Origin of the sequence: Microcoleus sp. CZ3-B2 (assembly GCF_036705055.1) — a bacterium.
Taxonomy (GTDB): Bacteria; Cyanobacteriota; Cyanobacteriia; order Cyanobacteriales; family Microcoleaceae; genus Microcoleus.
Window position 1 is genome coordinate 1 of the sequence record NZ_JAUBTN010000014.1, and the last position, 22,684, is coordinate 22,684.

Annotated in this window: 21 protein-coding genes; 9 read left to right on the plus strand and 12 right to left on the minus strand. The window is 46.6% G+C overall.

All coding sequences use genetic code 11. The annotated features are described in order from the left end of the window. Positions 1-373 precede the first annotated feature (373 nt). Positions 374-595 carry a hypothetical protein gene (locus QUA97_RS08685; RefSeq protein ID WP_194068015.1) on the plus strand — a complete coding sequence of 74 codons (222 nt, stop codon included), beginning with the start codon at positions 374-376 and terminating at the stop codon, positions 593-595. Between the two features lie 51 nt (positions 596-646). On the opposite strand, the gene QUA97_RS08690 is transcribed toward QUA97_RS08685, so the two are convergent. Beyond that, a complete protein-coding gene (locus tag QUA97_RS08690; RefSeq protein WP_194068016.1) occupies positions 647-793 on the minus strand; it encodes a hypothetical protein in 147 nt (48 codons plus the stop codon). A gap of 80 nt (positions 794-873) precedes the next feature. On the opposite strand from QUA97_RS08690, the gene hmpF reads away from it, so the two are divergent. Beyond that, the gene (gene hmpF, locus QUA97_RS08695; protein ID WP_333194382.1) at positions 874-2,619 is read left to right on the plus strand and encodes a pilus motility taxis protein HmpF; all 1,746 of its coding nucleotides are present in this window, start codon (positions 874-876) and stop codon (positions 2,617-2,619) included. Here the strand turns inward: hmpF and tilS are convergent. From tilS to ccsB, 3 genes are all read right to left on the minus strand, one after another. After that, entirely contained in the window at positions 2,616-3,701 is a 1,086-nt protein-coding gene (gene tilS, locus QUA97_RS08700) for a tRNA lysidine(34) synthetase TilS (RefSeq protein WP_333194383.1), read from the minus strand. The genes hmpF and tilS overlap by 4 nt on opposite strands. A 638-nt stretch (positions 3,702-4,339) precedes the next feature. Further along, entirely contained in the window at positions 4,340-4,765 is a 426-nt protein-coding gene (locus QUA97_RS08705; RefSeq protein ID WP_333194384.1) for a KGK domain-containing protein, read from the minus strand. A gap of 424 nt (positions 4,766-5,189) precedes the next feature. Further along, complete coding sequence (gene ccsB / locus QUA97_RS08710) at positions 5,190-6,248, minus strand: c-type cytochrome biogenesis protein CcsB (RefSeq protein WP_333194385.1); 1,059 nt, start codon at positions 6,246-6,248, stop codon at positions 5,190-5,192. Positions 6,249-7,047: 799 nt separating this feature from the next. Between ccsB and QUA97_RS08715 the strand changes: the two genes are divergently transcribed. Beyond that, positions 7,048-7,956: an Rpn family recombination-promoting nuclease/putative transposase gene (locus QUA97_RS08715; RefSeq protein WP_194068021.1), complete on the plus strand. Its 909-nt coding sequence runs from the start codon at positions 7,048-7,050 to the stop codon at positions 7,954-7,956. A 96-nt stretch (positions 7,957-8,052) separates the two neighbouring features. On the opposite strand, the gene QUA97_RS08720 is transcribed toward QUA97_RS08715, so the two are convergent. From QUA97_RS08720 to QUA97_RS08730, 3 genes are all read right to left on the minus strand, one after another. Continuing rightward, complete coding sequence (locus QUA97_RS08720) at positions 8,053-8,211, minus strand: hypothetical protein (protein ID WP_194068022.1); 159 nt, start codon at positions 8,209-8,211, stop codon at positions 8,053-8,055. 676 nt (positions 8,212-8,887) lie between these two features. Continuing rightward, complete coding sequence (locus QUA97_RS08725; protein ID WP_333194386.1) at positions 8,888-10,627, minus strand: DUF3352 domain-containing protein; 1,740 nt, start codon at positions 10,625-10,627, stop codon at positions 8,888-8,890. 470 nt (positions 10,628-11,097) lie between these two features. Beyond that, positions 11,098-12,189: a hypothetical protein gene (locus tag QUA97_RS08730; protein WP_333194387.1), complete on the minus strand. Its 1,092-nt coding sequence runs from the start codon at positions 12,187-12,189 to the stop codon at positions 11,098-11,100. Between the two features lie 149 nt (positions 12,190-12,338). Between QUA97_RS08730 and QUA97_RS08735 the strand changes: the two genes are divergently transcribed. The 3 genes from QUA97_RS08735 (at position 12,339) to QUA97_RS08745 (ending at position 15,550) form a co-directional block, all read left to right on the plus strand. Next, complete coding sequence (locus QUA97_RS08735) at positions 12,339-13,577, plus strand: LL-diaminopimelate aminotransferase (protein WP_333194388.1); 1,239 nt, start codon at positions 12,339-12,341, stop codon at positions 13,575-13,577. A gap of 380 nt (positions 13,578-13,957) precedes the next feature. Then, positions 13,958-15,277, plus strand: a complete 1,320-nt coding sequence (locus QUA97_RS08740) for an alanine--tRNA ligase-related protein (RefSeq protein WP_194068025.1) — start codon at positions 13,958-13,960, stop codon at positions 15,275-15,277. A 114-nt stretch (positions 15,278-15,391) separates the two neighbouring features. Beyond that, the gene (locus QUA97_RS08745; RefSeq protein ID WP_194068026.1) at positions 15,392-15,550 is read left to right on the plus strand and encodes a hypothetical protein; all 159 of its coding nucleotides are present in this window, start codon (positions 15,392-15,394) and stop codon (positions 15,548-15,550) included. A gap of 44 nt (positions 15,551-15,594) precedes the next feature. On the opposite strand, the gene cofH is transcribed toward QUA97_RS08745, so the two are convergent. Beyond that, positions 15,595-16,740 (minus strand): 7,8-didemethyl-8-hydroxy-5-deazariboflavin synthase subunit CofH, encoded by a 1,146-nt coding sequence (gene cofH, locus QUA97_RS08750; protein WP_194068027.1) that lies wholly within the window; start codon positions 16,738-16,740, stop codon positions 15,595-15,597. Between the two features lie 139 nt (positions 16,741-16,879). On the opposite strand from cofH, the gene QUA97_RS08755 reads away from it, so the two are divergent. Next, positions 16,880-18,094: a glycosyltransferase gene (locus QUA97_RS08755; RefSeq protein ID WP_333194389.1), complete on the plus strand. Its 1,215-nt coding sequence runs from the start codon at positions 16,880-16,882 to the stop codon at positions 18,092-18,094. Between the two features lie 150 nt (positions 18,095-18,244). Continuing rightward, entirely contained in the window at positions 18,245-20,035 is a 1,791-nt protein-coding gene (locus QUA97_RS08760) for a glycosyltransferase family 39 protein (RefSeq protein ID WP_333194390.1), read from the plus strand. A gap of 93 nt (positions 20,036-20,128) precedes the next feature. On the opposite strand, the gene QUA97_RS08765 is transcribed toward QUA97_RS08760, so the two are convergent. Further along, entirely contained in the window at positions 20,129-20,539 is a 411-nt protein-coding gene (locus tag QUA97_RS08765) for a hypothetical protein (RefSeq protein ID WP_333194391.1), read from the minus strand. A 151-nt stretch (positions 20,540-20,690) separates the two neighbouring features. Here QUA97_RS08765 and QUA97_RS08770 point away from each other — a divergent pair, with 151 nt between their 5' ends. After that, the gene (locus QUA97_RS08770) at positions 20,691-20,948 is read left to right on the plus strand and encodes a helix-turn-helix transcriptional regulator (RefSeq protein WP_194068030.1); all 258 of its coding nucleotides are present in this window, start codon (positions 20,691-20,693) and stop codon (positions 20,946-20,948) included. A 276-nt stretch (positions 20,949-21,224) separates the two neighbouring features. On the opposite strand, the gene QUA97_RS08775 is transcribed toward QUA97_RS08770, so the two are convergent. From QUA97_RS08775 to QUA97_RS08785, 3 genes are all read right to left on the minus strand, one after another. Next, a complete protein-coding gene (locus QUA97_RS08775) occupies positions 21,225-21,563 on the minus strand; it encodes an HNH endonuclease signature motif containing protein (RefSeq protein WP_333194437.1) in 339 nt (112 codons plus the stop codon). Positions 21,564-21,679: 116 nt separating this feature from the next. After that, positions 21,680-21,952, minus strand: coding sequence for a hypothetical protein (locus QUA97_RS08780; RefSeq protein WP_333194392.1), 273 nt, complete (start codon positions 21,950-21,952; stop codon positions 21,680-21,682). Between the two features lie 47 nt (positions 21,953-21,999). Beyond that, complete coding sequence (locus QUA97_RS08785; RefSeq protein WP_194068050.1) at positions 22,000-22,605, minus strand: DUF3318 domain-containing protein; 606 nt, start codon at positions 22,603-22,605, stop codon at positions 22,000-22,002. Positions 22,606-22,684: the final 79 nt, after the last annotated feature.

Below are 22,684 nucleotides of genomic sequence, written 5' to 3' on the forward strand. Positions count from 1 at the left end.
TCTATCCAATGTCTAAGAGTTTTGTTTCTGACAAATTGAGCCGTCCGAATCATGTCGTCGATGATTCGATATTGCTCCGCTTTGCCCTTCAACTTAAACTCTAAAACTATCATTGGAATAGTTTATCACTTTTGCTAAAACTTTTACTTATAAGTCTGTATATTTAACAAGTCTTCACACTTGTTGTAATTAAAGCCGTCCTATAAGGACGGGGCTTTAGACCCAATTTTTTGGTAAAATTATGTGCGGTCAAACATGGACACTCGATCGGGCTAAAGCCACGCTCGATTATTGCTTCTACGAATCGACTTGCTGATGCACCCATTACTTCAACTAGACAGTTTTTGACTGACCCCGACCAAAAACGGGTGGCGTGCCGCCTACTCCGATCGCGGCGATCGCCAATTTTGAAAAGAACGTTCCTGCTAGGGTGATTCATCTCCTGCAAGTAAATCGAAAATCGAAAATCGAAAACTTGTACAGCGAAGCCGAAGTATCGAAAACTTGTACGGCGACTCGTGCCCTGGGACTTGTGTCCAGCGAAGCCGAAGTAAGCCGCAGCAAGCGGAAAAATCTAAAATCTAAAATCGACTGACTTTTTTCGGCTTTGGGCTGTGAGAGTCGCTGCGGTTTTGCTAGTCTTGAATCAAGTGGCATTGAGACTGCTCTGCCATTCTTCCAGAAAGCGGGCGGTGGCAAGGTTTTCGAGACGCTCTCCGTTGGGGGAGTGTTGTGGGTGATTGCTGTGCGCGATCGGGGAAAGGATGCTATCCCCGGATTGGGAAAACGACACCAAAGACTACTTAGTATTTTCGGTCTTTAAGTAGCTTAAAGTATGTTTGGATAGGTTTTAGGAAGCAGAGGACTATTAGTGTGCTGTATCTAGCAGAAGTACAAAAACAGAGAAGCGGCTTTGGTCTCGGTGGCGGTAAGGCTGAACTGAAACTGCTAGCTTGTCAGCGGGGCGAACACAATTGGAGTGCCGTACCGGGGGATGATGCGATTCCAGTTGAGGAAGCTAATAAGTTTAACGACGGCACGCTGGTGCTGGTTGAGTTGAGCGCTAACAAGCAAGTACAGCGGATTCAGGAGGCTGCCCGCCAGTTGGTGAGCATTCTGCAAAATTTCTCGCGCTTGCAGGACAAGTTTAAGGATAAGGAAGAGGAAATTGAACAGTGGAAGGCTTCTCTGACGTTTTCGAGTCAGGAGCTCAATCGCCGGGAAATGGAAATGCAAGCCCGCGAAGAGCAGTTGGCTCAAATGGAGGAGGAGTTGGAGCGGCTGGAGGCTCAGCGCTCGGAAATTGAAAATACTCGCGATGAGGCTAACCGATTGCGGGATGAGGTCGATCGCAGCCGGGTGGAAATTGAGACGGCTTGGGAACAGTTACGGGGCGAACAGCAGCAGGTGGCTCAGCAGCAGTCTCAGATTCCGCAGGGGGCTGCGATCGACGAGCAGCAGGCACTGAGGATTCAGGAGTTGATGAACAAGCTGGGAGGTGCAATTTCTGCCGCTCAAGGGGTTCGGGAACAATTGAATCAGTCTTTTGGTGTTGTGGGAGCTCAGCAAGCAATTTTGGATTTGCACTGGCAGCAGTTGGAGCAAAAACGGGCCAATGCTCAGCAGCAGCAGGAAGAGGTCGAACGACAGCTTCAAAGCCTGCAAAGCCGCTGGCTGGAGTGGTATCAATCTCAAGATGTTTTGGGACAAGCTCGGGCGGATCTTAAGGGGCATCAAAGTACGCTCAGCGCTAAGCAGGATCAGGTTGAGTCGATGTATTTGCAGGTGCGGGCTGTTGAGGATATGTACGAGCAATTTTCTCGGTTCGCATCTGCTGCGGGTGCTGGGGGTATGGAGCAGGCAGTAGATGTGTCTGCTCTGGAGCAGATGCCGGTTGATGAGTTGCAGGGGCTGGTGCAACACTTGCAAGAGGATTTGGAAAAGGTGTTCCGCTTTGTTAACGATCAAGAGGAGGAGTTGACTCTCCAACGGGAGACTATTGAGGAGCTGCAAGGGAAAATTCAAGCGGCTTCGGAGTACGATCGCATGGCTTTGGAAAATGAAATGGCCGATGAGCTCGAAAGTTATCAGATGTTGAACGAAACTCTGGTGGGACAGCGGCTCCGCTTGCAGGAACGGGAGGATGTTTTGAAGCAGCATCAGGGGGTGCTGTGGCGAAGATTGGGTACTGCTAATGCTCCAAAACAAGATCCTGCTGATATTGATTGGGAGCCGATGGTTGCAAAGCTCAATTCTGTGCGCCAGCAGCAAAGCCAAGAACTGCAAAGGCTGGAAAATGAAATTAAGCAGGTGCGGGAACTCATATCTCAAATTGAGGAAAATGTCAACATCCAAAATGTAGAAAGTGAGTCGAAACGTTACGAACTCAAGCAGTTAGAGCAGAATTTGTTCAACCAAAAAGCTGCTGTGGCGGAACTCTGGGGCCGGGTGAATGTTTATCAAGAAATGTTGCAACCGGTGCAGGACAATTTGAGCGGGCTGCGCCTGAAGCTGGAAGCGGCGGGGGCGGAACTCGATCGCGTGCAGCATACTGGGGAGGAGCAAGATCGGGTAGTTTCGGATCTGCGACAAGTTTTTTCGGGCTTGATGACTGCTTAAAATTTAAGATCTAAAATTATCCAAGGTTTTTCAACTCGGGCGATCGCTCCTCCTGGAAATGGATCGGTTTGCGATCGGTTGGGCGCTGCGATTAAGCTGGTGAGTTTTTCTACGCTCTCAAAGCTGGGCGCTGAGGGTAATATTTGTTGCAGTAGCTGTCGCATAGCCCGTCGCTGCAACGCTAGGGGTGCTTCTCGCAAAATCGGGCGATTTAAGTTGACGGGCAGTTGAAATTTCACCTGCTCGCTGTCTGCAATGGGACAGATTGCTCGCTGTAGCAAGTCACGGGCTGCAAGTTCGAGATATTCGACGTCGGCGCGGAGGAGTTCGGCTGTTTGGGCGATCGCCTGTTGGGCTTTTGGATTGAAATGAGTTTCTAAGTAAGGCAATAATTCCGATCGAATGCGGTTGCGGGCATATTTTAAGTCTTGATTTGTGGAATCTTCCCAAATTGGTAGTTTTTGCTCTTGACAAAATTGACCGGTTTGCGAGCGGGTGATTTCGAGCAAGGGACGAACCAATCTAAAATCGGCCGATATTTGGGAGTTGGGATTTTCCTCGGAATTCTCCAATCCAAAATCTAAAATCGGCGATCGAAAATCGCACAGGGGGCGCGTCCAGGTGAGGGCAGAAAGTCCGTCGGCACCGCTACCGCGAATCAGGTTGTAGAGGAGTGTTTCGGCGCGATCGCTGGCTGTGTGGCCTGTGACAATGTAGGGGTAGTTGTGGGCGATCGCAATTTCGGTTAAAGCTTGATACCGCCACTGTCTTGCGGCCGCTTCGGTTTTGGGGACTAACAAGGCGGTTTGCAAATAATAGGATATGCCCCAATTTTTCGCTAAATTTTCTACATGACTTGCATTTAATTGAGAATCAGAACGCCAGCGGTGATCGCAGTGGGCGATCGCTAAATCCCAACCCCATTTTGGTTGCAAATCCACCAGTAATTTGAGCGAACACAGAGAATCTTGGCCGCCGGATACTGCTACCAACAATCGCTGATTTGAGGGCAATATTTGTCGCAGCAGCAGCGTCCGGTGCAGTTGAGCGTGGAGGTGCGTCCAATTGGAAGATTGAGCCATGAGAGCAGTTTTTCATGCAGTAAGTCATTGGGCATTGGCCCGCGCAGGGCATTAGTCATTAGTCATTAGTCATTAGTCATTAGTCATTGGTTATTGGTTATTGGTTATTGGTTATTGGTTATTGGTTATTGGTTACTTGCTACGAATTCCCAATTTCCACTTCTCAATTCCCAATAACAACTAACAAATAACAGTCAACAGTCAACAGTCAATAGTCAACAGTCAATAGTCAACAGTCAACAGTCAACAGTCAACAGTCAACAGTCAACAGTCATTAGTCATTGGTGCTGTCCTCCCCGAGCTTTCCGTCCAATGTCCAATGTCCGAAGAGAAATGGAAGAAGGAAGAAGGAAGTTCAGCGTACTCGCAGTCTAGCCTGCAAGCTATGGTAGTGCTGTCCACGAAGAGCGGTTAGACAAAACTCGCTCATCGCCGACACTAAGCCCGTGCTATATCGCGACAGCTTGCAAAGCGAAAAAAAAGCTTTTTGCAAAAATATGAGATGCTCCTAACAAATGGGTGTTGAGGGAATTGGGAATTGGGCGGAGCGAAGCGGAGGGATTGGGAATTGGTAATAGGGCAATTTCCCTTTTTTTCACTCACAATTGCCACTTTCCCATTCTCTAAATTTCTGCTTTTTAGCTCCACATTCCTCTACTTTGAGGGTTGCTGTCTGGATACCCAGACAAAGGATAATTGTCACTTATTTGTGTTGAATCGGCTACAGTTGGTTCATCATTAGTATCAGTTGGGAATGAGCTATTTTGGTCGTAGGCCTGCGCGGTGTCTGATGTTTCTGGGGAGGCTGGAAGGGCTTTTTGTTCTGTTACCTCAGATTCTATCGGGTAAAACTCCAGACGCATCCTAAGTTTGCCTTTTGTCCAGTTTTTTCCGGCACTTAAAACTTCGCAATCCATGCCGTCTGAAAACAAGTGTTGTTCTAGCAATTTTGACTGCATAATGGTCATAAATTCGCTAACTTTGAATGTACACTGATACATTAAAGCGCTGGCAGGAGCAGACAAAACATCGTCTTCTTTGAGAAATATTTGTGATTCGTCCATATCAATTGTCCTGTTAATGAAGGAAGACGGAAAAGGGAAGAGAACCCTTCGGCTACGCGAGCGGGTAAAAAGAAGGAAAAGGGAAGAAAGTTTTTGATTCTCGATGCTTTTATAAGCTGGCATTGCATTGATGTCAAGTTTACCTCAAACGCAGTACCGGTCTGCTGTTTTACGATCGGGCTCCGAGCCCCCCAAATTCTTGCCCCCTACTCCCCCTTAAGAAGAGGGGGGGTGGAAGCGATGGAAGTCCCCTTTTAAAGGGGAATTTAGAAAGAGTCAGACTCGGATGCAAACGAGAGATACAGAGGATTTTAGGCTGAGTTTGACACTAATATTGGGCGTTGCCACCTGAGAACCGGAGATGCTATTAATCCCTATGCTTGGATTTATGCTGTTTTTCTGTGGCTGATTGGTGGCTGGGAAATTAGAAAAACCAACCGTAGGAATGTAAACCTTTGCCTAGCAGATTAACGCCTAAATAGCAAATCCAAACTACTACAAAACCTGTGGCGGCTAAAATTGCTGGGCGTCTTCCCTGCCAGCCGCGAGTGATGCGGGCGTGCAGGTAGGCTGCAAATACTAACCAAGTAATTAGCGCCCAAGTTTCTTTCGGGTCCCAACTCCAGTACGATCCCCAAGCTTCGTTGGCCCAAACGGCACCGGCGATAATTCCAACTGTCAGCAAGGGGAATCCTAAACCGATGATGCGATAGCTAATGTTATCAAGGGTTTCTGCTAGATTCAAACGCTGGGGCGAGAGAAGTTCTGCGGTTTGAGTTGGGGCGGTTAATGCGGTTTGAACGGTTGCTAGTTCTAGCACTGCGGTGGTGCTGTAACCGTTATTGCTGTTGAAAGCGGGTTCGCCAACAGGTTGTCGGCTGTCGTCGTCGGCTGGGGGTTGGGGGTTTTGCGGGCGTTGGAGGCGGTAGTTGCCGTTGCGGTTGCTGTTGGTGCCGAAGGAACTGCCGGTGAGTTCGATTTTTTGGCCGCGGGTGACGATTAAAAATGCGATCGCCAGCAATGCTCCTACCATTAAGGTGGCGTAACTGAGCATCATGACGCTAACGTGCATCATCAGCCAGTTGGATTTGAGGGCTGGTACTAGGGGCTCTGCCGATTGCATGGTGTCGGGGAGAGTCAGGGCGGCAAAGGCGGTTATTGCCATTGCTACGGGGGTTGTCGCTACTCCTACTAGGCGGGAACGGCTCATGTTTTCGGCGACTAGATGGATGGCGGTGATGCCCCAAACTAGGAAAAATAGGGATTCGTAGAGGTTGCTGAGCGGGAAGTAGCCGGCTTCTATCCACCTAGAACCGAGTAAGGCGGCGATGGAGAGGTTGGCGACGGCCATTCCTGCGGTGCCTAGGGCGGCCAGGTAGGGAATGTTGGGGAAGGCTGCGCCTACCCAGTAGATGAGCATTGTTGCGAACAGGATGGCGAAGGAGATGTTGTCCAGCCAGTTCTGAAGTACGACCAGATCCATATTATTTACTCCGGTAGTGTTTTTACTTATTTTTGCTAACTAGATCGATCGTACTGGGGTTCGGGAGTTTTGGGTTTGAGATTTTGAATTTTTGTGGCAATTATGAGTTTTTGGGGGTGGTTGAGGTGCCTGGGGGCGATCGGGCGGACGCATCAAATAAGCTACTCTTGACCCACCAGACGAGTGTCACCCCGTCAAGTCGCGCTGGTTGATTCTGGCTGACGGCTTGAGGTTGGACGAGTTGAAAGTAAGGAAACACCGAATGCTGAGGGGCGAAATTAGATCGCCCGCTAACAAATTTATTCCTGGACGTAGAGGGGGCAGAAACAGGGTTTTTTCAGGAAAATGCTTCGTTTTCACCCAGAGATTAAGTAAAAAACCCGGTTTCTTTGTCGGGAGTGCGTCTAGGACTGAAAATATAGGATATTTTTTGATATTGGGCTATCTCGAATCGTTTAAAATTGATTTAGCAGATTACCCACTTGCTGTTTTTGCAACCAGCAAAAAAACGGAATCCCCCGAATCAAGTCGTGGATACTCCCCAAATTTTAGACAAAAGCTTAAGCTCCGGTGATTCATCTAGAAAAGTCAATTCTAAAATTGAAAATCTAAAATCTAAAATCGACTGATGGTTGGATAAGTTGCACAGGCTAGATGATATCATGTGCAGTCGATTAGTATAACAAAAATAGTTCGTAGTGCGGACTTGCATACGCAATCCCGGAGCGGACTTGCATAGGCACTACGAACCAATCCGAGATCGGTCAATCGATCGCACACGATAGGAGATGTTGAGTTAATGCGTCGAGATTCAATTTTTTATAAGTTATTTCAAGAAGCTCCGACGCTGTTGTTTGAGCTATTGGAAGAGTCACCATCAAATGCGGAACAATATCGATTTGATTCGGTGGCGGTGAAGGAACCGAAGTTTGAAATTGATGGGGTGTTTTTGCCGCCGGATGCTGCACCGGGAGTTGTATATTTCTGTGAGGTGCAGTTTCAGCGGGATGAATTGCTTTATGAGAGATTGTTTGGTGAGTCGTTTTTGTATTTTTATCGCAACCGCCAGCGATTTACTGATTGGGAAGCGGTGGTAATTTATCCGAGTCGATCGACTGAACAATCCGAAACGCATCCCTATCGATCGCTCACCTGCAGCAATCAGGTACATCGGGTATATTTGGATGAGTTGGGTGCGATCGAACAGTTGCCGCTGGGAGTGGCGCTGATGGCGTTGACGACTATCGACGAAGCGAGTACGCCGGAAGCTGCGCGATTGTTGCTGGCGCGATCGCAGCGGGAGGAATCGGAAGCGGCGAGTCGCGCCATAATAGAGATGCTGACGACAATACTGGTCTACAAGTTTACAAATTTGAACCGAAGGGAGGCAGAGGCGATGTTAGGGATTACGCTTGAGGAAACTCGGTTTTATCGGGAAGCTAAGGAAGAAGGCATTGAACAAGGCATTGAACAAGGCCGCGAACAAGGCATTGAACAAGGCCGCGAACAAGAAGGAAGAGCCTTGATTTTACGTCTGTTAAATCGCCGTCTGTTAAATCGGCGAGTTGGAACTTTGCCGGAATCTATTACCTCTAGAATTGCTGATTTGTCGATCGAGCAAATTGAAACTCTAGCAGAGGAATTGTTAGATTTTCAGTCGATCGCAGATTTAGAGATTTGGCTGGAAAATTTGCCGCAGGAAGACTGAGGCGATGTGAGGGATTACACTTGAGGGGGCGATCGCGCCCTTTGCGCGCACAAACACATCAAACGCACTCCCCCTCTGCTTCCTGGGTTCTGGGGCCTATGAAAGTGCATCCGCCGTTGCTGGGAGGATGTTAAGGGTGCGATCGGGGATGATTCCGGCGGATTTGAAGCGGATTGATGATGGAAGATGTTTTGGGCGATCGTACCCACAGACTGATGTTAAATTTTTCTGTATGGCTAGTCTAAATGGGAGCATCTCACTTTTGCAGCCAAGCTAGAAATTGGAGGTAGGAGGCAGGAGACAGGAGACAGGAGGAAAGAGGAAGAAAGAAGGAGTCAAAAGAAGTCTTTTTACAAATATGAGATGCTCCCGTCTAAATCAATGGCGTAATTCTTTTAGGAGAAATCCCCCCTTGGAATTTTATTCATGACTACAATCACCAAATCCGATTAGCAATGCTGAAGATTCAACCCCCCTCAATTTTCTCCATCCTTTACATAAAAGCACTACCAAAATAGCCTGTACAATGACCTAACATTAACAGTCCAGCACGCAATCGCCCGCCAAGAAACCCGGTTTCTTTGCATGACTGGGGACTGCAGCGGAGGATTTTAGTCCATTAAACCCGGTTTATGACAACCGCTGCACAAGTCCTAATTAAGTTATAAAAATAATCAACGATCTTGCCTCCCGCCGTTGCTGTTTAATATCATATCCGCACGACGAACTGCACGCGCAAGCAGGTTCGTAGTGCGGACTTAACTCTGCTTTCCGCCAGCAGAAAATGGACACTATAAACCAGATTCGTAGTGCGGACTTAAGTCCGCTTTCCGCCAGCAGAAAATTGACACTACAAACTTTGTTTGTTATGACAATCGAACCGACAGGATATAAAGAGTTTTCATGGCGGATTTGTTCAATGATTTAAGAGTTAATTGGGAGAAGTTTGGACGGTGGGCGAAGGACTCGGTGCACTAGGATTCGGCGAGGGCTTTGGAGAAGGAGTGGATTGGTCGGATTTTTTGAGTCTGACAAAAGCGTCGTAGCGGGTGGTACGATCGCTAATGACGGCCGCTGTAACGCCGATCGACCGCGTGGCATCTATCCACATTTTTTGGGTGGGAGGAAACTCCGGTAAAGCTAGGTTTTTCGGGTTAAACGCAGTTTCGGTGTCGATGAAAAAATTGCCGTTGTTGGGCTTAAGTTGCGATCGTACAGTTTTCTGAAAAATTTCGCTGCTTAAAAGCGGACTTTTCGGCGCAGGAACGATCGCCTCAACCACGGGAGCTCCTACTGCGATAAACGCAACATTATTCATCCAGCCGCGAGTTACCGCAATCCCTCCAAACTGCGATGTCCATTTAGTCGCAGGTTGACCGCCGACTTTAATTTCCTCAACTCTAAACCCTTTCATTTTCATCGTTTCATCAAGCTGTTTCAGGGATTTGTTAGCTGCGCCGCGGTTGTTTGTTTCCACCATAAATACAAATCCAGCAGCATATTTGTCTTTGGGATTTGGCGCGCTGGCAGGTATTAAGGACAGAGAAAATTCTCCCCCCATCCAGTCGAGCAAATCTTTATCTAAATCCAAGCCGGTAGTGGATTTTAAACCTGTACGCAAAATTTGGGGATTAATTGGGGACAGCGGGTTAGCATCCGCTCCCAATACATAGTCTTGCCACAAACGCTGCAAGTTGCCGCCGGATACCATCATGATTGTATTGCTTGGGAGGCGGTCAACCATTTTTAAAGCGTTGTTTTCTACCACTATCTTTCTAGTGGAATCTGGTTTTAGCCAAGAGATGGATTTGAATCCAATGCCTTCTGAATCTAGTGTCGCTGTGGTGGCAAATCCCTGATTTTGTTGCAGTTTTTCCAGGTTTTCTGGCGAAATTTCGCGGGCTGAGTTGGCTGCTGTAAAGGCTGCTGCAACGGGCATATTGACGTAGAGTTGACCGAAGGCTGCTGGATCTTTTATTTGTTGGATGGCGTCTGCATAGCCGGGGGTTTTGGCGAGGGATGGTTCGCCTTTGTAGGTGTCAATTATTCTGTCTGTGGCGCTGGGTTCTGTGGTGACTGCTAGATAGTTTGTGCCGAGTACCGCAACTGAAAAACTGCGATCGGGTATACCTTGAGTTTCTGTAACTTGCACGCCTTTATAATTGCGCTCAACCATTTTTCCTTGGTTGAGGGATCTGGGTTTTGCTAATAATTCTTTGGCTTTAATCGGGTTAGCAATTGGCAAGATAATTGCGACTGACTGCTGCATTGGCTGAGGCGGGGGCGAGTTGGGTGTCCGTGGGGGGACTGGTATTGCTGTTTTGTTTCGCAGAAACGCTACCATTGCTGTGTTACCTACCCACGGTTGAATGTCTTGCGCGTAGGCGTAACCGTTGGTTGTCAGGAGGCGATCGCGCAATTCGCTTAAAAACCTTTCAAACGAAGCTTTTGACTCGGGCGTACCAAACTCTCGCAGTTTATTCCACTGCGATTCATCGGTAGTTATGGATAGAGTCATCATCGCATCTTGCGGGACAACCGTTGCTCCCGCCGGTAAGTCTTTGGCGGGCCCGCGAGAAATGACGAGGTAGTACGCGAGAAAGCCTAAACCGATCAGAAGTGTAGCGGCTCCGATCGCAAACAGCAGGGAAGATTTATCTTTCTTAAACATTATTCGTAAGGTTTGGGTGCTCGCAACATCATAAATTATATCGGGCATCGGGCATCGGGCATCGGGCATCGGGCATTGGTAATTTGTTATTTGTTATTTTTTATTAGAAAAACTACTAACAAGTAACCACTAACCACTAATCACTATAGTCCTAGATACGGAAACCGTTTTTTTACTAAATAGTGCATTTTCGCCTTTAATACTGGTGAAAAACCCGGTTTATTTCGTATTTACGCGAATTCCTAAGCTGTTGCACATTTAAATTGTATATTCGGGGCGGGCAGGATGCCCACCCCACAAAACTTTGATTATTTCTTGACACACAATTTAAAAGCAGAACAGCTTACACTAACTATGCCCAATCCCTCCGCTTCGCTCCGCCCAATCCCTCCGCTTCGCGCTCGCCCTGCGCGGGCCGATGCCCAATCCCTCCGCTTCGCGCTCGCCCTGCGCGGGCCAATGCCCTAATGTTAGTTTCTAGCCTTAAAGTCTTTAAAAATCGTTTGAAACGAGTACATCAACCGGTGGACATCGTTTGTCGCCCTCGGAAAAATGTTGAGTTCCCATTTTTTGCGCGCAGTTGTTAGTAGTTTTGCTACGGGCTGGGAGTAACTGTTAGAAATGAAATAGCTGCCGCCTTCGTAACGAATATCTGACGCTAATCCGATAAAAGCACCAGCCGTTTCTAGTTGAATTTCCGAGGTGTAGTGTTCAGTTTTGACCGCTAAAATTACTTGCGAGTGTCGGGGTTCGCGGTTGAGCAAGCGACAGATATTCGCTTCTTTTTGGTACAAAATTAAAACGTTGCAGTTGTGCAGAACTCCGGCTCTACCTTGGACTTTTACTCCGAGGTGAATTTCTAGGGCTGGTTTGTCGGGAAATTCCACCACAGCATGAGTGTATGGATGTGCGGTGCCGTGGATTGTTCCGGCTGTTTTTCTAAAGGTTAGATATTTCGGTGTTTCGTCGTCTAAAACGTTGTTGTAATAAATATTACCGCCTTCATTAGCAACTGCTTTTAGCAGGATGGTGAATAGGTAAGCGTCAAAAATTCTTGCTTGTTCTGCTGCTCCGTTAAAATCGGGGTCGATGGAGCTTTTTAATTTGCTTTTAATGTCGGAATTGAGGGCGTAGTTGCTAGGCTCTGAGGGCAGTTTTTCGAGTAGTTGCTTGAGGGCGATCGCCTGTTTGTGGCGAGGGGCCGTCACACTGGAGGTAAACTCGATTGTTTGGGCTGTTTCTGCACCTGAATTGGCAAAAATAATTTTTGTTCCCAGAGGAGAGGTTTCCGATTCTACTTTCAAGAAATAAGCTATTTCGTCTTCCATTTCGGAAGTGTTCACCGTCGCTTGTCCGACAGCATCAATTAACAGCAAAAGTTGTTCTTTTGCGGTATAATCTTCTATCTTGAGCAGAGGTGTCTTTCTTTTGAGCGATCGCTCTTGAATTACTTTACCTATCTCTACAGTATCTGCTACTTGTTGAACTACCCAATCCAATTTAAACTCATTTAGAATTGCCGCCAGTTCTTGATAGAGTTTGGCGTACTCGATGTCGTCCATAATTGCTTCTGCACTGCACACTATATCTAATTATACAAGGCGGTTGATTTTTTTGTCAATCTGCCAACAGCCAACAGTCAACACTCAACACTCAACACTCAACTGCCAATTAGCAGTAAGCTATTTTACGACAAACTAGCGATCGAACTATGGCAACTATCAACGACAACTACCTCAAACTCAAAGCCGGCTACCTGTTTCCCGAAATTGGGCGCAGGGTGAAAGCCTTTGCAGATGCGAATCCCCAAGCGCCCATCATCCGGCTGGGGATTGGCGACGTGACGGAACCGCTACCGGCTGCTTGTCGCGAGGCGATGGTGGCGGCGGTAGCAGACATGGGTTCGCGGGATACCTTCAAAGGATACGGCCCGGAACAAGGTTATGAATGGCTGCGGGAGAAAATTGCCCAGCACGATTTTAAGTCGCGGGGATGCGAAATTGATGCTTCGGAAATCTTTATTTCTGACGGTTCTAAGTGCGACTGCGGCAACATTCTCGATATCTTTGGCAACAATAACACGATCGCAGTTACAGACCCAGTTTATCCGGTGTATGTAGACACGAACGTGATGGCGGGGCACACGGGAGATGCGAACGAAAATGGCGAATACGGCGGCTTAGTTTACCTGCCAATTACCGCAGAAAACAATTTTACGGCCCAAATTCCCACAGACAAAAAAGTCGATTTAATTTACCTGTGTTTCCCCAACAATCCGACGGGCGCAACTGCAACGAAGGAACACTTGCAAGCTTGGGTAAATTATGCTAAGGCGAACGGTTCGATTATTTTCTTCGATGCGGCCTACGAAGCGTATATTACCGATCCGAGTTTACCGCATTCTATCTACGAAATTGAGGGTGCGCGCGATTGTGCGATCGAATTTCGTTCTTTTTCCAAAAATGCTGGTTTCACCGGTACTCGCTGCGCCTTTACAGTAGTACCGAAGACTTTAACCGGAAAAGCAGCCGACGGTTCCGATGTCGAAATTTGGAAGTTATGGAATCGCCGCCAATCTACTAAGTTTAACGGCGTTTCTTACATTGTCCAGCGCGGTGCAGAGGCGGTTTATTCGGAGGTGGGAAAAGCACAAATTCAGGCGTTAGTCAATTTTTACATGGAAAATGCGGCGATTATTCGCGAGAAATTGACAGCGGCCGGAATTGAGGTTTACGGTGGCGAAAATGCGCCTTATGTGTGGGTGAAAACGCCTCACGGTTTGACGAGTTGGGAGTTTTTCGATAAGTTGCTGCAAACTTGCAATGTGGTGGGGACACCGGGTTCTGGTTTCGGCGCGGCGGGCGAGGGTTATTTCCGCATTTCGGCGTTTAACAGTCGGGAGAATGTGGAGGAAGCGATGAGACGGATTGGGGAAGAGTTTAAGGTTTAATATCCTGTTCTGCTTAAACCGAAAAGCCGCCAGGGAATTCATTCCCTGGCTGATAACTAAAGTCCTCGCTATGAGGACTGAAGAACTCATTAGTTTTATGCAAGAGGATTTTTGATTTGAGGTAAGGGTTTCAACCGCCGTCTTATCTCATACATCATATCATGCGCGATCGATTACGATAATAAAAACGGTTCGTTGAACCAATCGCGAGATCCGTCAATCTACTGGACACGATACCACAACCAAAGAAACCGGGTTTTTGCAGTTTTTGCTTTCTGTAACCCAATATTCTCGAAAAAACCCGGTTTCTGACCGCCCATGCTGTCGAGCCGGAAGAGCAACTTTATGTTTTAATTGTATCCATGATTGGGAACAAAAATATGCACCTGAATAGCAACCAAATTCGTCAACAGTTTCTTGAATTTTATGCAGCTAGATCTCATCAAATCCTCCCGACTGAACCTTTTGTTGTCAAAATTCCCTATTTAAATTCAATATCGCGAACTAATTTGTGGACGTTACCATTCCACCCTATTTCCCTCGGAGAGAAATACTCGCCCGAAAATCACAGTGCGATTTTACAAAAACATATTTCTCCGAATGTCCGGGTACTCACCGAGCGCCATCCTACCTTTTTCGAGATGTTAACTCACTGGGGCGATTACTCCAAACAACAAGCATTAATTTGGGCTTGGGAACTTTGCACGGAAATTTATCAAATTCCGCGATCGCGATTGGTGGTGAGTGTAGATGCACGCGATACTGAAACTCTGGCTATCTGGCGCGACAAAATCGGCATACCCGAACAACAAATTATTATCAGCCGCTGGAATTCGTGGCATCCCAAGCCTTCCGGTCATTGTGGGATTTCTACTCGCATCCATTACGATTGTTATCCTGAAAGAGGCTATGAATTAGCTGCGTCGCAAGAAGATATCGAATTTCGATCTAAAAGTAAAGAAGAGTACGATCGCGAAGATTCTATCGGTCACATTCTACCAGAAGAAGATTTGCGATTTTTGAGTTTTTACCATCTGGTATCTATGGACTCAGAATCACCGCAATATGGAAATACAAGGACTCCTCTCAAGACAAATTATATGGCTTGTGGGATGAACTTAGAACGGTTGGCGGCGATTTTGCAAGGAGGATCTAGCTTTTATCAAACCGATTTGATATTGCCCATGATTCTAAGGACGGCTAAAGTTGCGGGTGTGGAGTACGATCGCGCTGACAATTTAACTAAAGTTTCTCTCAAACTAATAGCCGACCAAATTCGTCCTGCCGTTCATTTGACTGCCGATTATATTGTCAAACCACCGCATCACTGGCCGCAGTTTATTCATCAACTAATTCAAATGTGGTTAATGCGTGGGGTATTGTACTCCCAAATATTAGGAATTGAGGAGCCTTTTGTTGAGTTGTTAATTGACAAGATTGTAACTTGTGGAGAAGTTTTTTATCCTCACCTGCGACAGTGGCAGAAGGAGATTGTTGCTTATCTGAAACCGCAAGAGTCTTACTGTTGGAGTATGTTGGAGGACGAACGAAAAAAAGGGATTGTTAGCGGTTACTTGTTAGATAAACTTTTCCGCACCTACCATTGCTACAGACAAGACATTGAAAAATGGGCCCAGAAAAATAGCTTAACTATTGATTGGGATGGGTACAATCTGATGTTGGGACCGGAGATAGATTGATAGTAGTTTATAGCAGTTATTATAAAGATCGGGTATCTATCGATAGCTCCCTCAATCCCTCAATCCCTCAATCCCTCAATCCCCCAATCTAAAATCCCCCAATCTAAAATCTAAATGAGTCCGAATTTTCCAGAAATCGCGATCGCCCAACTGATTCCGGCTACAGTGGAACGTGCTTGGCAGGTTGGAAATTTGCAAGCGCTAGAAGAATTTGAAAGTGCGATCCTCTCCGTTGGCGTAGCCCCCGTAGGGGCGGGCTTCGCTAACGGCTAAACTCGTAGGAGACGTTACGCACTTCGCACTTCCCATCCAAAAAATCACACACTTACTGCAAAATTGTCAACCCCCAAAGGTCGATAAATTGTATCTCTTTGCTGATAATCCCGCCCCAAAGAACGAATCGCATTCTGCAAATCTTCCACAGACTGACAACTGCCGCCAACTGCACCAGCCATTGTAGTAATGTGCTCTTCCATCAAAGTGCCGCCGATATCGTTGCAGCCCCATTTCAGCGCTTCTGTAGCTCCATCTAAACCCAGTTTTACCCAGCTTGGCTGATGATTGGAAATCAAATTTCCCAAAAAGATTCTAGATACAGCGGTGAGCAACAATGTATCTGCTAAAATCGGTTGGTCGCGGCCGACTCGACTCCGCAAAGGAGCCGGTGCATCCTGTCCGACAAAGGGCAGTAAAATGAATTCTGTGATGCGCGCCCCATAGTTGTTGTTAATTGCAGTTTGTTGGAGCGATCGCACTTTTTCCAAATGCAAAACCTGCTGAGAGGTCGTCTCAATATGCCCGCAAAGCATCGTGCTAGTTGTCGGCAAACCCAGACGGTGAGCAGTTCCCACAATTTCTAACCAAGTTGCAGAATCTAGTTTTTCCGGGCAAATTATCCTCCGCACCGCATCGTCGAGAACTTCCGCCGCAGTACCCGGCATCGAACCAACTCCCGCATCTTGCAAAGCTGAAATTACATAGCTGAAACTCAGATTATCTTGTCGGGCAATAAATTCTATTTCTTGGGGCGAAAAAGCGTGCAAGTGCAACTGCGGAAACTTATCCTTAATAGTTTTTACCAATTGCAGATAATAAGGCAAAGATGCGCCGCCCTGTTTAGCTTGAAGATTTAAGCCGCCCTGCATACAAATTTCCGTCGCACCCCGCTGCACTGCATCAGTTGCCTTTTCCTGAATTTGGGCTGCATCTAACCAAAAAGCGCCTTCATCTCCGTCGTCGCGGCGGAACGCACAAAAACTGCAATGCTGCTCGCAAATGTTGGTAAAATTAATATTGCGATTTATAACATAGGTGACAGTATCCCCTGATTGTCGGCGGCGCAGCAAGTCAGCGGTTGCTTGAATTTGGGCGAGATCCTCTGGATCTCTTTGTTGCAAAAGTATCAAGGCTTCGGCGGTAGAAATGTTATAACCTTGTAAAGCTCGATCTAGAATTGCATCCACAGTTTTATTTTTGGCTCAGTTACAGAATTACTGCCTAGAATTAAGGCGTTTTTATATCTTAACAAATCGATCGTAGAGGAACGCTCTGCTAAAATCTCAACTTTTACAAAAGCATCTTTTAATTTGTGAAACTTAATTTATGGGCATCAACCAAACAAATCATCTGTTACCAGTGCCTTCTGGACTTTTGCAAATTCCTGCTGTACCGACTTTCGCTTCAACTTTTACAGACGCAAATACAGCGCCCATTTATTTTTCCCTCGTCATTCCCACCTATAACGAGTGCAAGAATGTCAAGAGTATTGTGGAACAATTGAGCCAATTGCTTGATGGCATGATTCCCGGCAACTACGAGTTAATTGTAGTCGATGACGACAGCCCCGATCGCACCTGGGAAGTTGCCCTGTCCCTGACACCAGAATATCCGCAATTGCGCGTGATGCGCCGCTCAGACGAGCGGGGACTTTCTACCGCCGTAATTCGCGGGTGGCAAGCCTCTAGGGGCGAGGTTTTGGGGGTGATCGATGCCGACTTGCAGCATCCGCCGGAGACACTATTGCAGCTTTTAGCAGAAATTCAGCGGGGAGCCGATTTGGCCGCTGCGAGCCGCCACGTTGACGAGGGCGGGGTGAGCGACTGGAGCGTTGTCAGGCGATTGTTGTCGCGGGGAGCTCAAATAGTCGGATTGATCGTACTACCGGGAGTGGTGGGCCGAGTTTCCGATCCGATGAGCGGCTATTTTATGGTGCGCCGCAGTTGCATTGCCGAGAAAACCATGAATCCTGCCGGTTACAAAATTTTGATTGAAGTGCTTGGGAGGGGAAACATCCGCTGGATTGGAGAAGTTGGTTACGTGTTTCAGGAGCGGAAAGAAGGCGAGAGCAAAGTTACTGGGAAACAGTATATTGAGTATTTGCGGCATTTGCTCATATTGCGGTTTGCCCGCTGGCCGATGGGTAAGTTTCTGCGGTTTGGCGTGGTTGGTTTCAGTGGCGTGTTTGTGAATATGGCGGTTTTGTACGTGCTGCGTGAGATATTAAATTTGGAGCTGACTCGCAGTCTGATTCTTGCTGCTGAATTAGCAATTATCAGTAACTTTTTTTGGAATGATTTGTGGACTTTTGGGGATATTTCTAAGCGACAGCCGGGAATGAAGCAGCGCTTGAAACGGCTGTTAAAGTTTAATACAATTTGCTTGATGGGTTTGATTTTGAATGTGCTGCTGGTTAATGTGATGTTTAATATTTTGGGGATGAATGAATATTTGGCGACTTTAATTGCGATCGCAGTCGTGACTCTGTGGAATTTCTGGATTAATATGAAGCTGAGCTGGCGGGTTACGGAAGTTGATTAGAAACTGGGTAATGGGGAATTGATAATTGGCGATTCGTAATTGATAAAATGACGTTGGACGGAAAGCGAGTTATTGAGGTGCTCGCACTAATGACTAATGACTAATGACTAATGACTAAGGACTAATGACTCTTCTTCCCTAGGGCTTTGAATGACTGAATTGATGATTAAAAATAAACAACTGTTGCTAATATTGCTGTGGATGGCGATCGCCCTAATGCTGCGCTTTGCCAATTTGGACTCGAAACCGCTGTGGACGGACGAGTTTTCGACTCTAGTGTTTAGTTTGGGGAACAGTTTTCGCGGTGTGCCGATCGATCGCGCGATCGACCTTCCCACTCTACTACAACCGTTGCAATTTCGTCCCGATGCTGGCATTGGAGATGTCCTAAACCATTTGCTGCTAGAAAGCAACCATCCGCCAGTATATTTTATGCTAGCCCACTGGTGGATGCAGTTGTTTGGGCCGACCGAAGATAGTTTAGTGTGGATTGGGCGATCGCTGCCGGCATTATTGGGCGTAATTTCAGTTCCAGCCATCTACCTTTTAGGCAAATTTGCATTCAATTCTCGTTTAGTTGGTCAATGTGCGGCCGCAATGATGGCAGTTTCTCCCTACGGCATTTATCTCGCTCAAGAAGCCCGCCATTATACATTGGGAATCTTATTAGTTATTGCCTCTCTTTTTTGCTTGACCTTAGCTGCCAAAAAACTGCAACAGCGCGCTCCGCTGCCTATTTGGGCGGTGCTGCTTTGGATAGTTGTTAACTGTTTGGGAATTGCTTCTCACTACTTTTTCGTGCTGACTTTGTGTGCCGAAGCCATCGCCTTAATTGCTGTAATCTGGCAACAGTTTTATGGAAAATTGGCGCTTTCAGACAGTCAGCAGCCGAATATTTGGCAATTTCAAATTCTGTGGCGGCTTTTCGCAGTAGCGCTGGGGACTTTAGCTGGCGGTTTAGTTTGGTTGCCGATATTTTTGTCAAATAAATACGGTAGCGAACTCACGAATTGGCTTGTCAGTGGCGATCGCACATTTTTAGATTTGATCGCGCCGATTTTCCAAGCTTGCGCGGGATGGATTACTGTCGTGTCGCTGCTGCCGGTGGAATCGCCAAATTTGGCAGTAGTGGCTGGATCTGCGATCGGCATGACAATATTTTTGCTGTGGGCGCTTCCCATCCTATTTGTCGCTCAGAAAAACTCCTTAAAAACGCTAAATAATCGTTTAGGTACTGTGATTTTCGGCGGATTTGTGCTAGGAGCAATTTTCCTATTTTTCAGCTTTGCATACATTCTTGGAATTGACCTAACTCGCGGCCCTCGATACAATTTCGTCTACTTTCCCGGCGCTATATTATTGTTAGGAGCAACCTTAGCAGTTATTTTTAACACACCTACAGTAAAAAGTCGATGGTTTAATTTACCTGCCGTAGAAATTTCTGGCAAAAGAGCAGTCATGCTAATTTTAGCAATGAGTTTTGTCAGCGGTATCACAGTAAATTCCAATCTCGGCTATCGCAAATATTACAAACCAGACCTTTTAATTCCGATTATCCGCGAAGTTTCGTCGAAAGTTCCCGTTTTAATTGCCACTACTCAAAAGACTCATGTAGAAATAGGAGAGTTGATGGGGATTGGATGGGAATGGGAAAGAAGTTCGGCAACGGATTTTGTAGCGGATGTAACGGATGTTAGGAATAAAGAAGAAGTTAAAGCCTTTGATTCTCCGCTGTTTCTTTTGGCTAATCAGAGAAGGGATGGGCCGGAAATAGCGGCAGGGACACTTGACAAAACACTCAGTCAATTAGAACGTCCGCTAGATTTGTGGTTAGTAAATTTTCGCACACCTGTCAACTTAGCATCACAAAAATGTCAGCTTGAATCGCGCGAGTTTCCGGCAGTAGACGGGTATGAATATCAAGTTTATCACTGTTTTTGAACGGGCGGGCGATCGCAATATTAAGGTTCCTAGTGTGGACTTCAGTTCGCAACAAAGAGCGGACTAAATGCCACACTACGAACCGATCGCCCGCTAAGCATCAGCGGCAAAATATTTAATTAAGACGCTCATCACTTCACCGGGATTTTGAGTTGGAACAAGCGGGCTCCAGTCAGTAGCGCAGGCAAAATTATCGCGGTGAAAAGAATGAATGACGCGGGAAACAACAGGACGAGAACTGATCATGAAAAGTTTCAAGAGTTCTCGGTTAACTGAAGTTTGCAAGTTTGGCTGCTTAGCAGGAGGCTGCATGAGTTCGGTAGTTGGATTGTCTGGCCCAACCTCGAAAGCAAGTATTAATTCGGTATTGGGCAGCAGTTGCCGGATGACTGTCAGAGATGATTCTGCTTCGCTGCGGCTGCGAAATTGCGCGACGGGTAAGCGCTGAAAGTTGGGCAGCAGTCGGTAAATAGTCCAAGCATTCGGAGTTTCTGGGGTGTTCATGGTTGTATTGTAAATTGGGTATGTTTGCCCATAGGAATCTGACAGACTTGCATCTTTTATTGTTAGTGCAGTCTGTTTTGGCTATGGTTGTGCCTATCAAAATCCAGCTAACCGCTTAATTTAAGCGCTTAAATTAAGATTTTATAATTATATGGTAAAAAAAAGGCAACGTCAACGGCAACCAGAAAATGAGTTGCCTTTTCGGAGACTGCGGGAGGATGCTAACCTCAGCCAAGAAGAGTTGGCTGTACTGATGGGCGTATCGGGTTCGTCGGTGCGACGATGGGAAAAGGGAGACGAACCGACGATGACTGTTCGGCAAATGAGGGATTTTTGCCGTTTGGTGGGGGTATCTTTTGATGAGTTGCCGGATTATCTCAGTCGGTGGGTAGATGAGGAGGAGTCATAGGGGAGCATCTCATATTTGTAAAAAGACTTCTTTTGACTCCTTCTTTCTTCCTCTTTCCTCCTGTCTCCTGTCTCCTGCCTCCTACCTCCAATTTCTAGCTTGGCTGCAAAAGTGAGATGCTCCCAGTCATAGGAGGTCGATCGGGCGATCGCGCTTTCGATTAAAATAATTAAAATAAGTACGTTAGCCAAGCTTTCGGCAGAAATCGAGCTTTCATTTCAGTACAAATTTCTAGGCAGAAGTAGCCGCTCAAAGTTTGAGTAACTCTCAGTATGCTCAACTTTCTGATTGAATTAAATCGCCAGCAGGTGGATGTCGTTTTATAGCTTTGTCAGCGGCCCGAATATTAATGACTCTCTCTCGATTTAAGACTAATGCTGTAACTGTAGCTCGTCCAATTGGAGTCAAACCAACTATTGATAATCCATCCGCAGACCAAATAAAATGTTCGTTCCAACTATCTTGTCTGGGGTTAAACAAGGGTACTTCTACGTCTGACTGAGCATCTATCGCTCTAGTTTTATCAGATTTCTTGCGGTTGCAGTGAAAGCAAGCTAGTGCCAAATTGTCAATATCGTTAGTCCCATTTTTAGTTAAGGGAATGATGTGTTCGATAGTAAACTCTACGTACTGCTATTGTTCGGAGGCATGACAATATTCGCACAGACAGTTTGCTCTCTGACGAACTTGATTTTGAATATTTTCAGGGATTAGACGACGAGGGGACATTTCTATGCAGTAGGCTGAATCAGACCCAAGAAAAGATTGCGGACAGTCCGATTGACAAAACTGAGGTAATCGTCGATTTCTTCGTAAAGATTGAGTTCTTGTTCTTCCTCATGATTTAGGGGCAAAGTTTGTTGTTTATCCAACAGTTCTTGGATTCGATTTTTAACAGCGGTGGAGGCTTTAAAAATGGGTATGCCTTCCACTAATTCAATTCGGACAGCTCCTTCTATAGGTAGAGTATCGCGCAGGTTTTCCAGTTTTGGCAGGATTAGCATAGTTGTGGATTTTATGGGTTTCCGTCTTGATTATATCAAGGTTTTTTTCAATCTTTCCTCACACTATCCGGCACGCCCACCGCCGAAATACCCGCTATCGCCCTTAAATTCTGACACCGAATCAACTCATTAAAATCCAAACTGCGCCCTTCAATTTGCGCCGCAGCTTCAATAGCAGACAGCAAATGTCCGGCGGCCTCGGCTTCGCTGTAACCGCGCCTTAGAGCCACTTTAATCGCCGTCTCGTCAGCATCTAACTCTACTTGCGAACTGCGGTTGTCGCGCCAAATTCGAGTCATCGCCAGTCCCGTCAACCCACCGGCGATCGCAATTCCGATCGCATCACCCTGCAACAACTCTACAACAGTCCCGACAATTCCCGCCAGAGCAGCACCTTGATAAATATCCGCTTTAAACCACTTGAAATTGCCCAAAAAACTCACATTTCGCAATAGCAGCAAATCTCGCTGCGGCTTAGATAGCAACCTCCACAAATCAAAATTAATATAAATCGGGCGAGATTGATTCCAAGGCAAAGGAAAATCGCAATCAATTACCGTCGATTGTTGAGGCTTATTAATAATTTTACACGTCATGCGACCGGAAGCGGGCATCACATCTAACAGGCGGCGAATTTCAGGTTCGGGATTCATAGTTGAAGTCATTAGTCATTGGTCATTAGTCATTGGTCATTGGTCATTGGTCATTAGTCATTGGTCATTAGTCATTGGT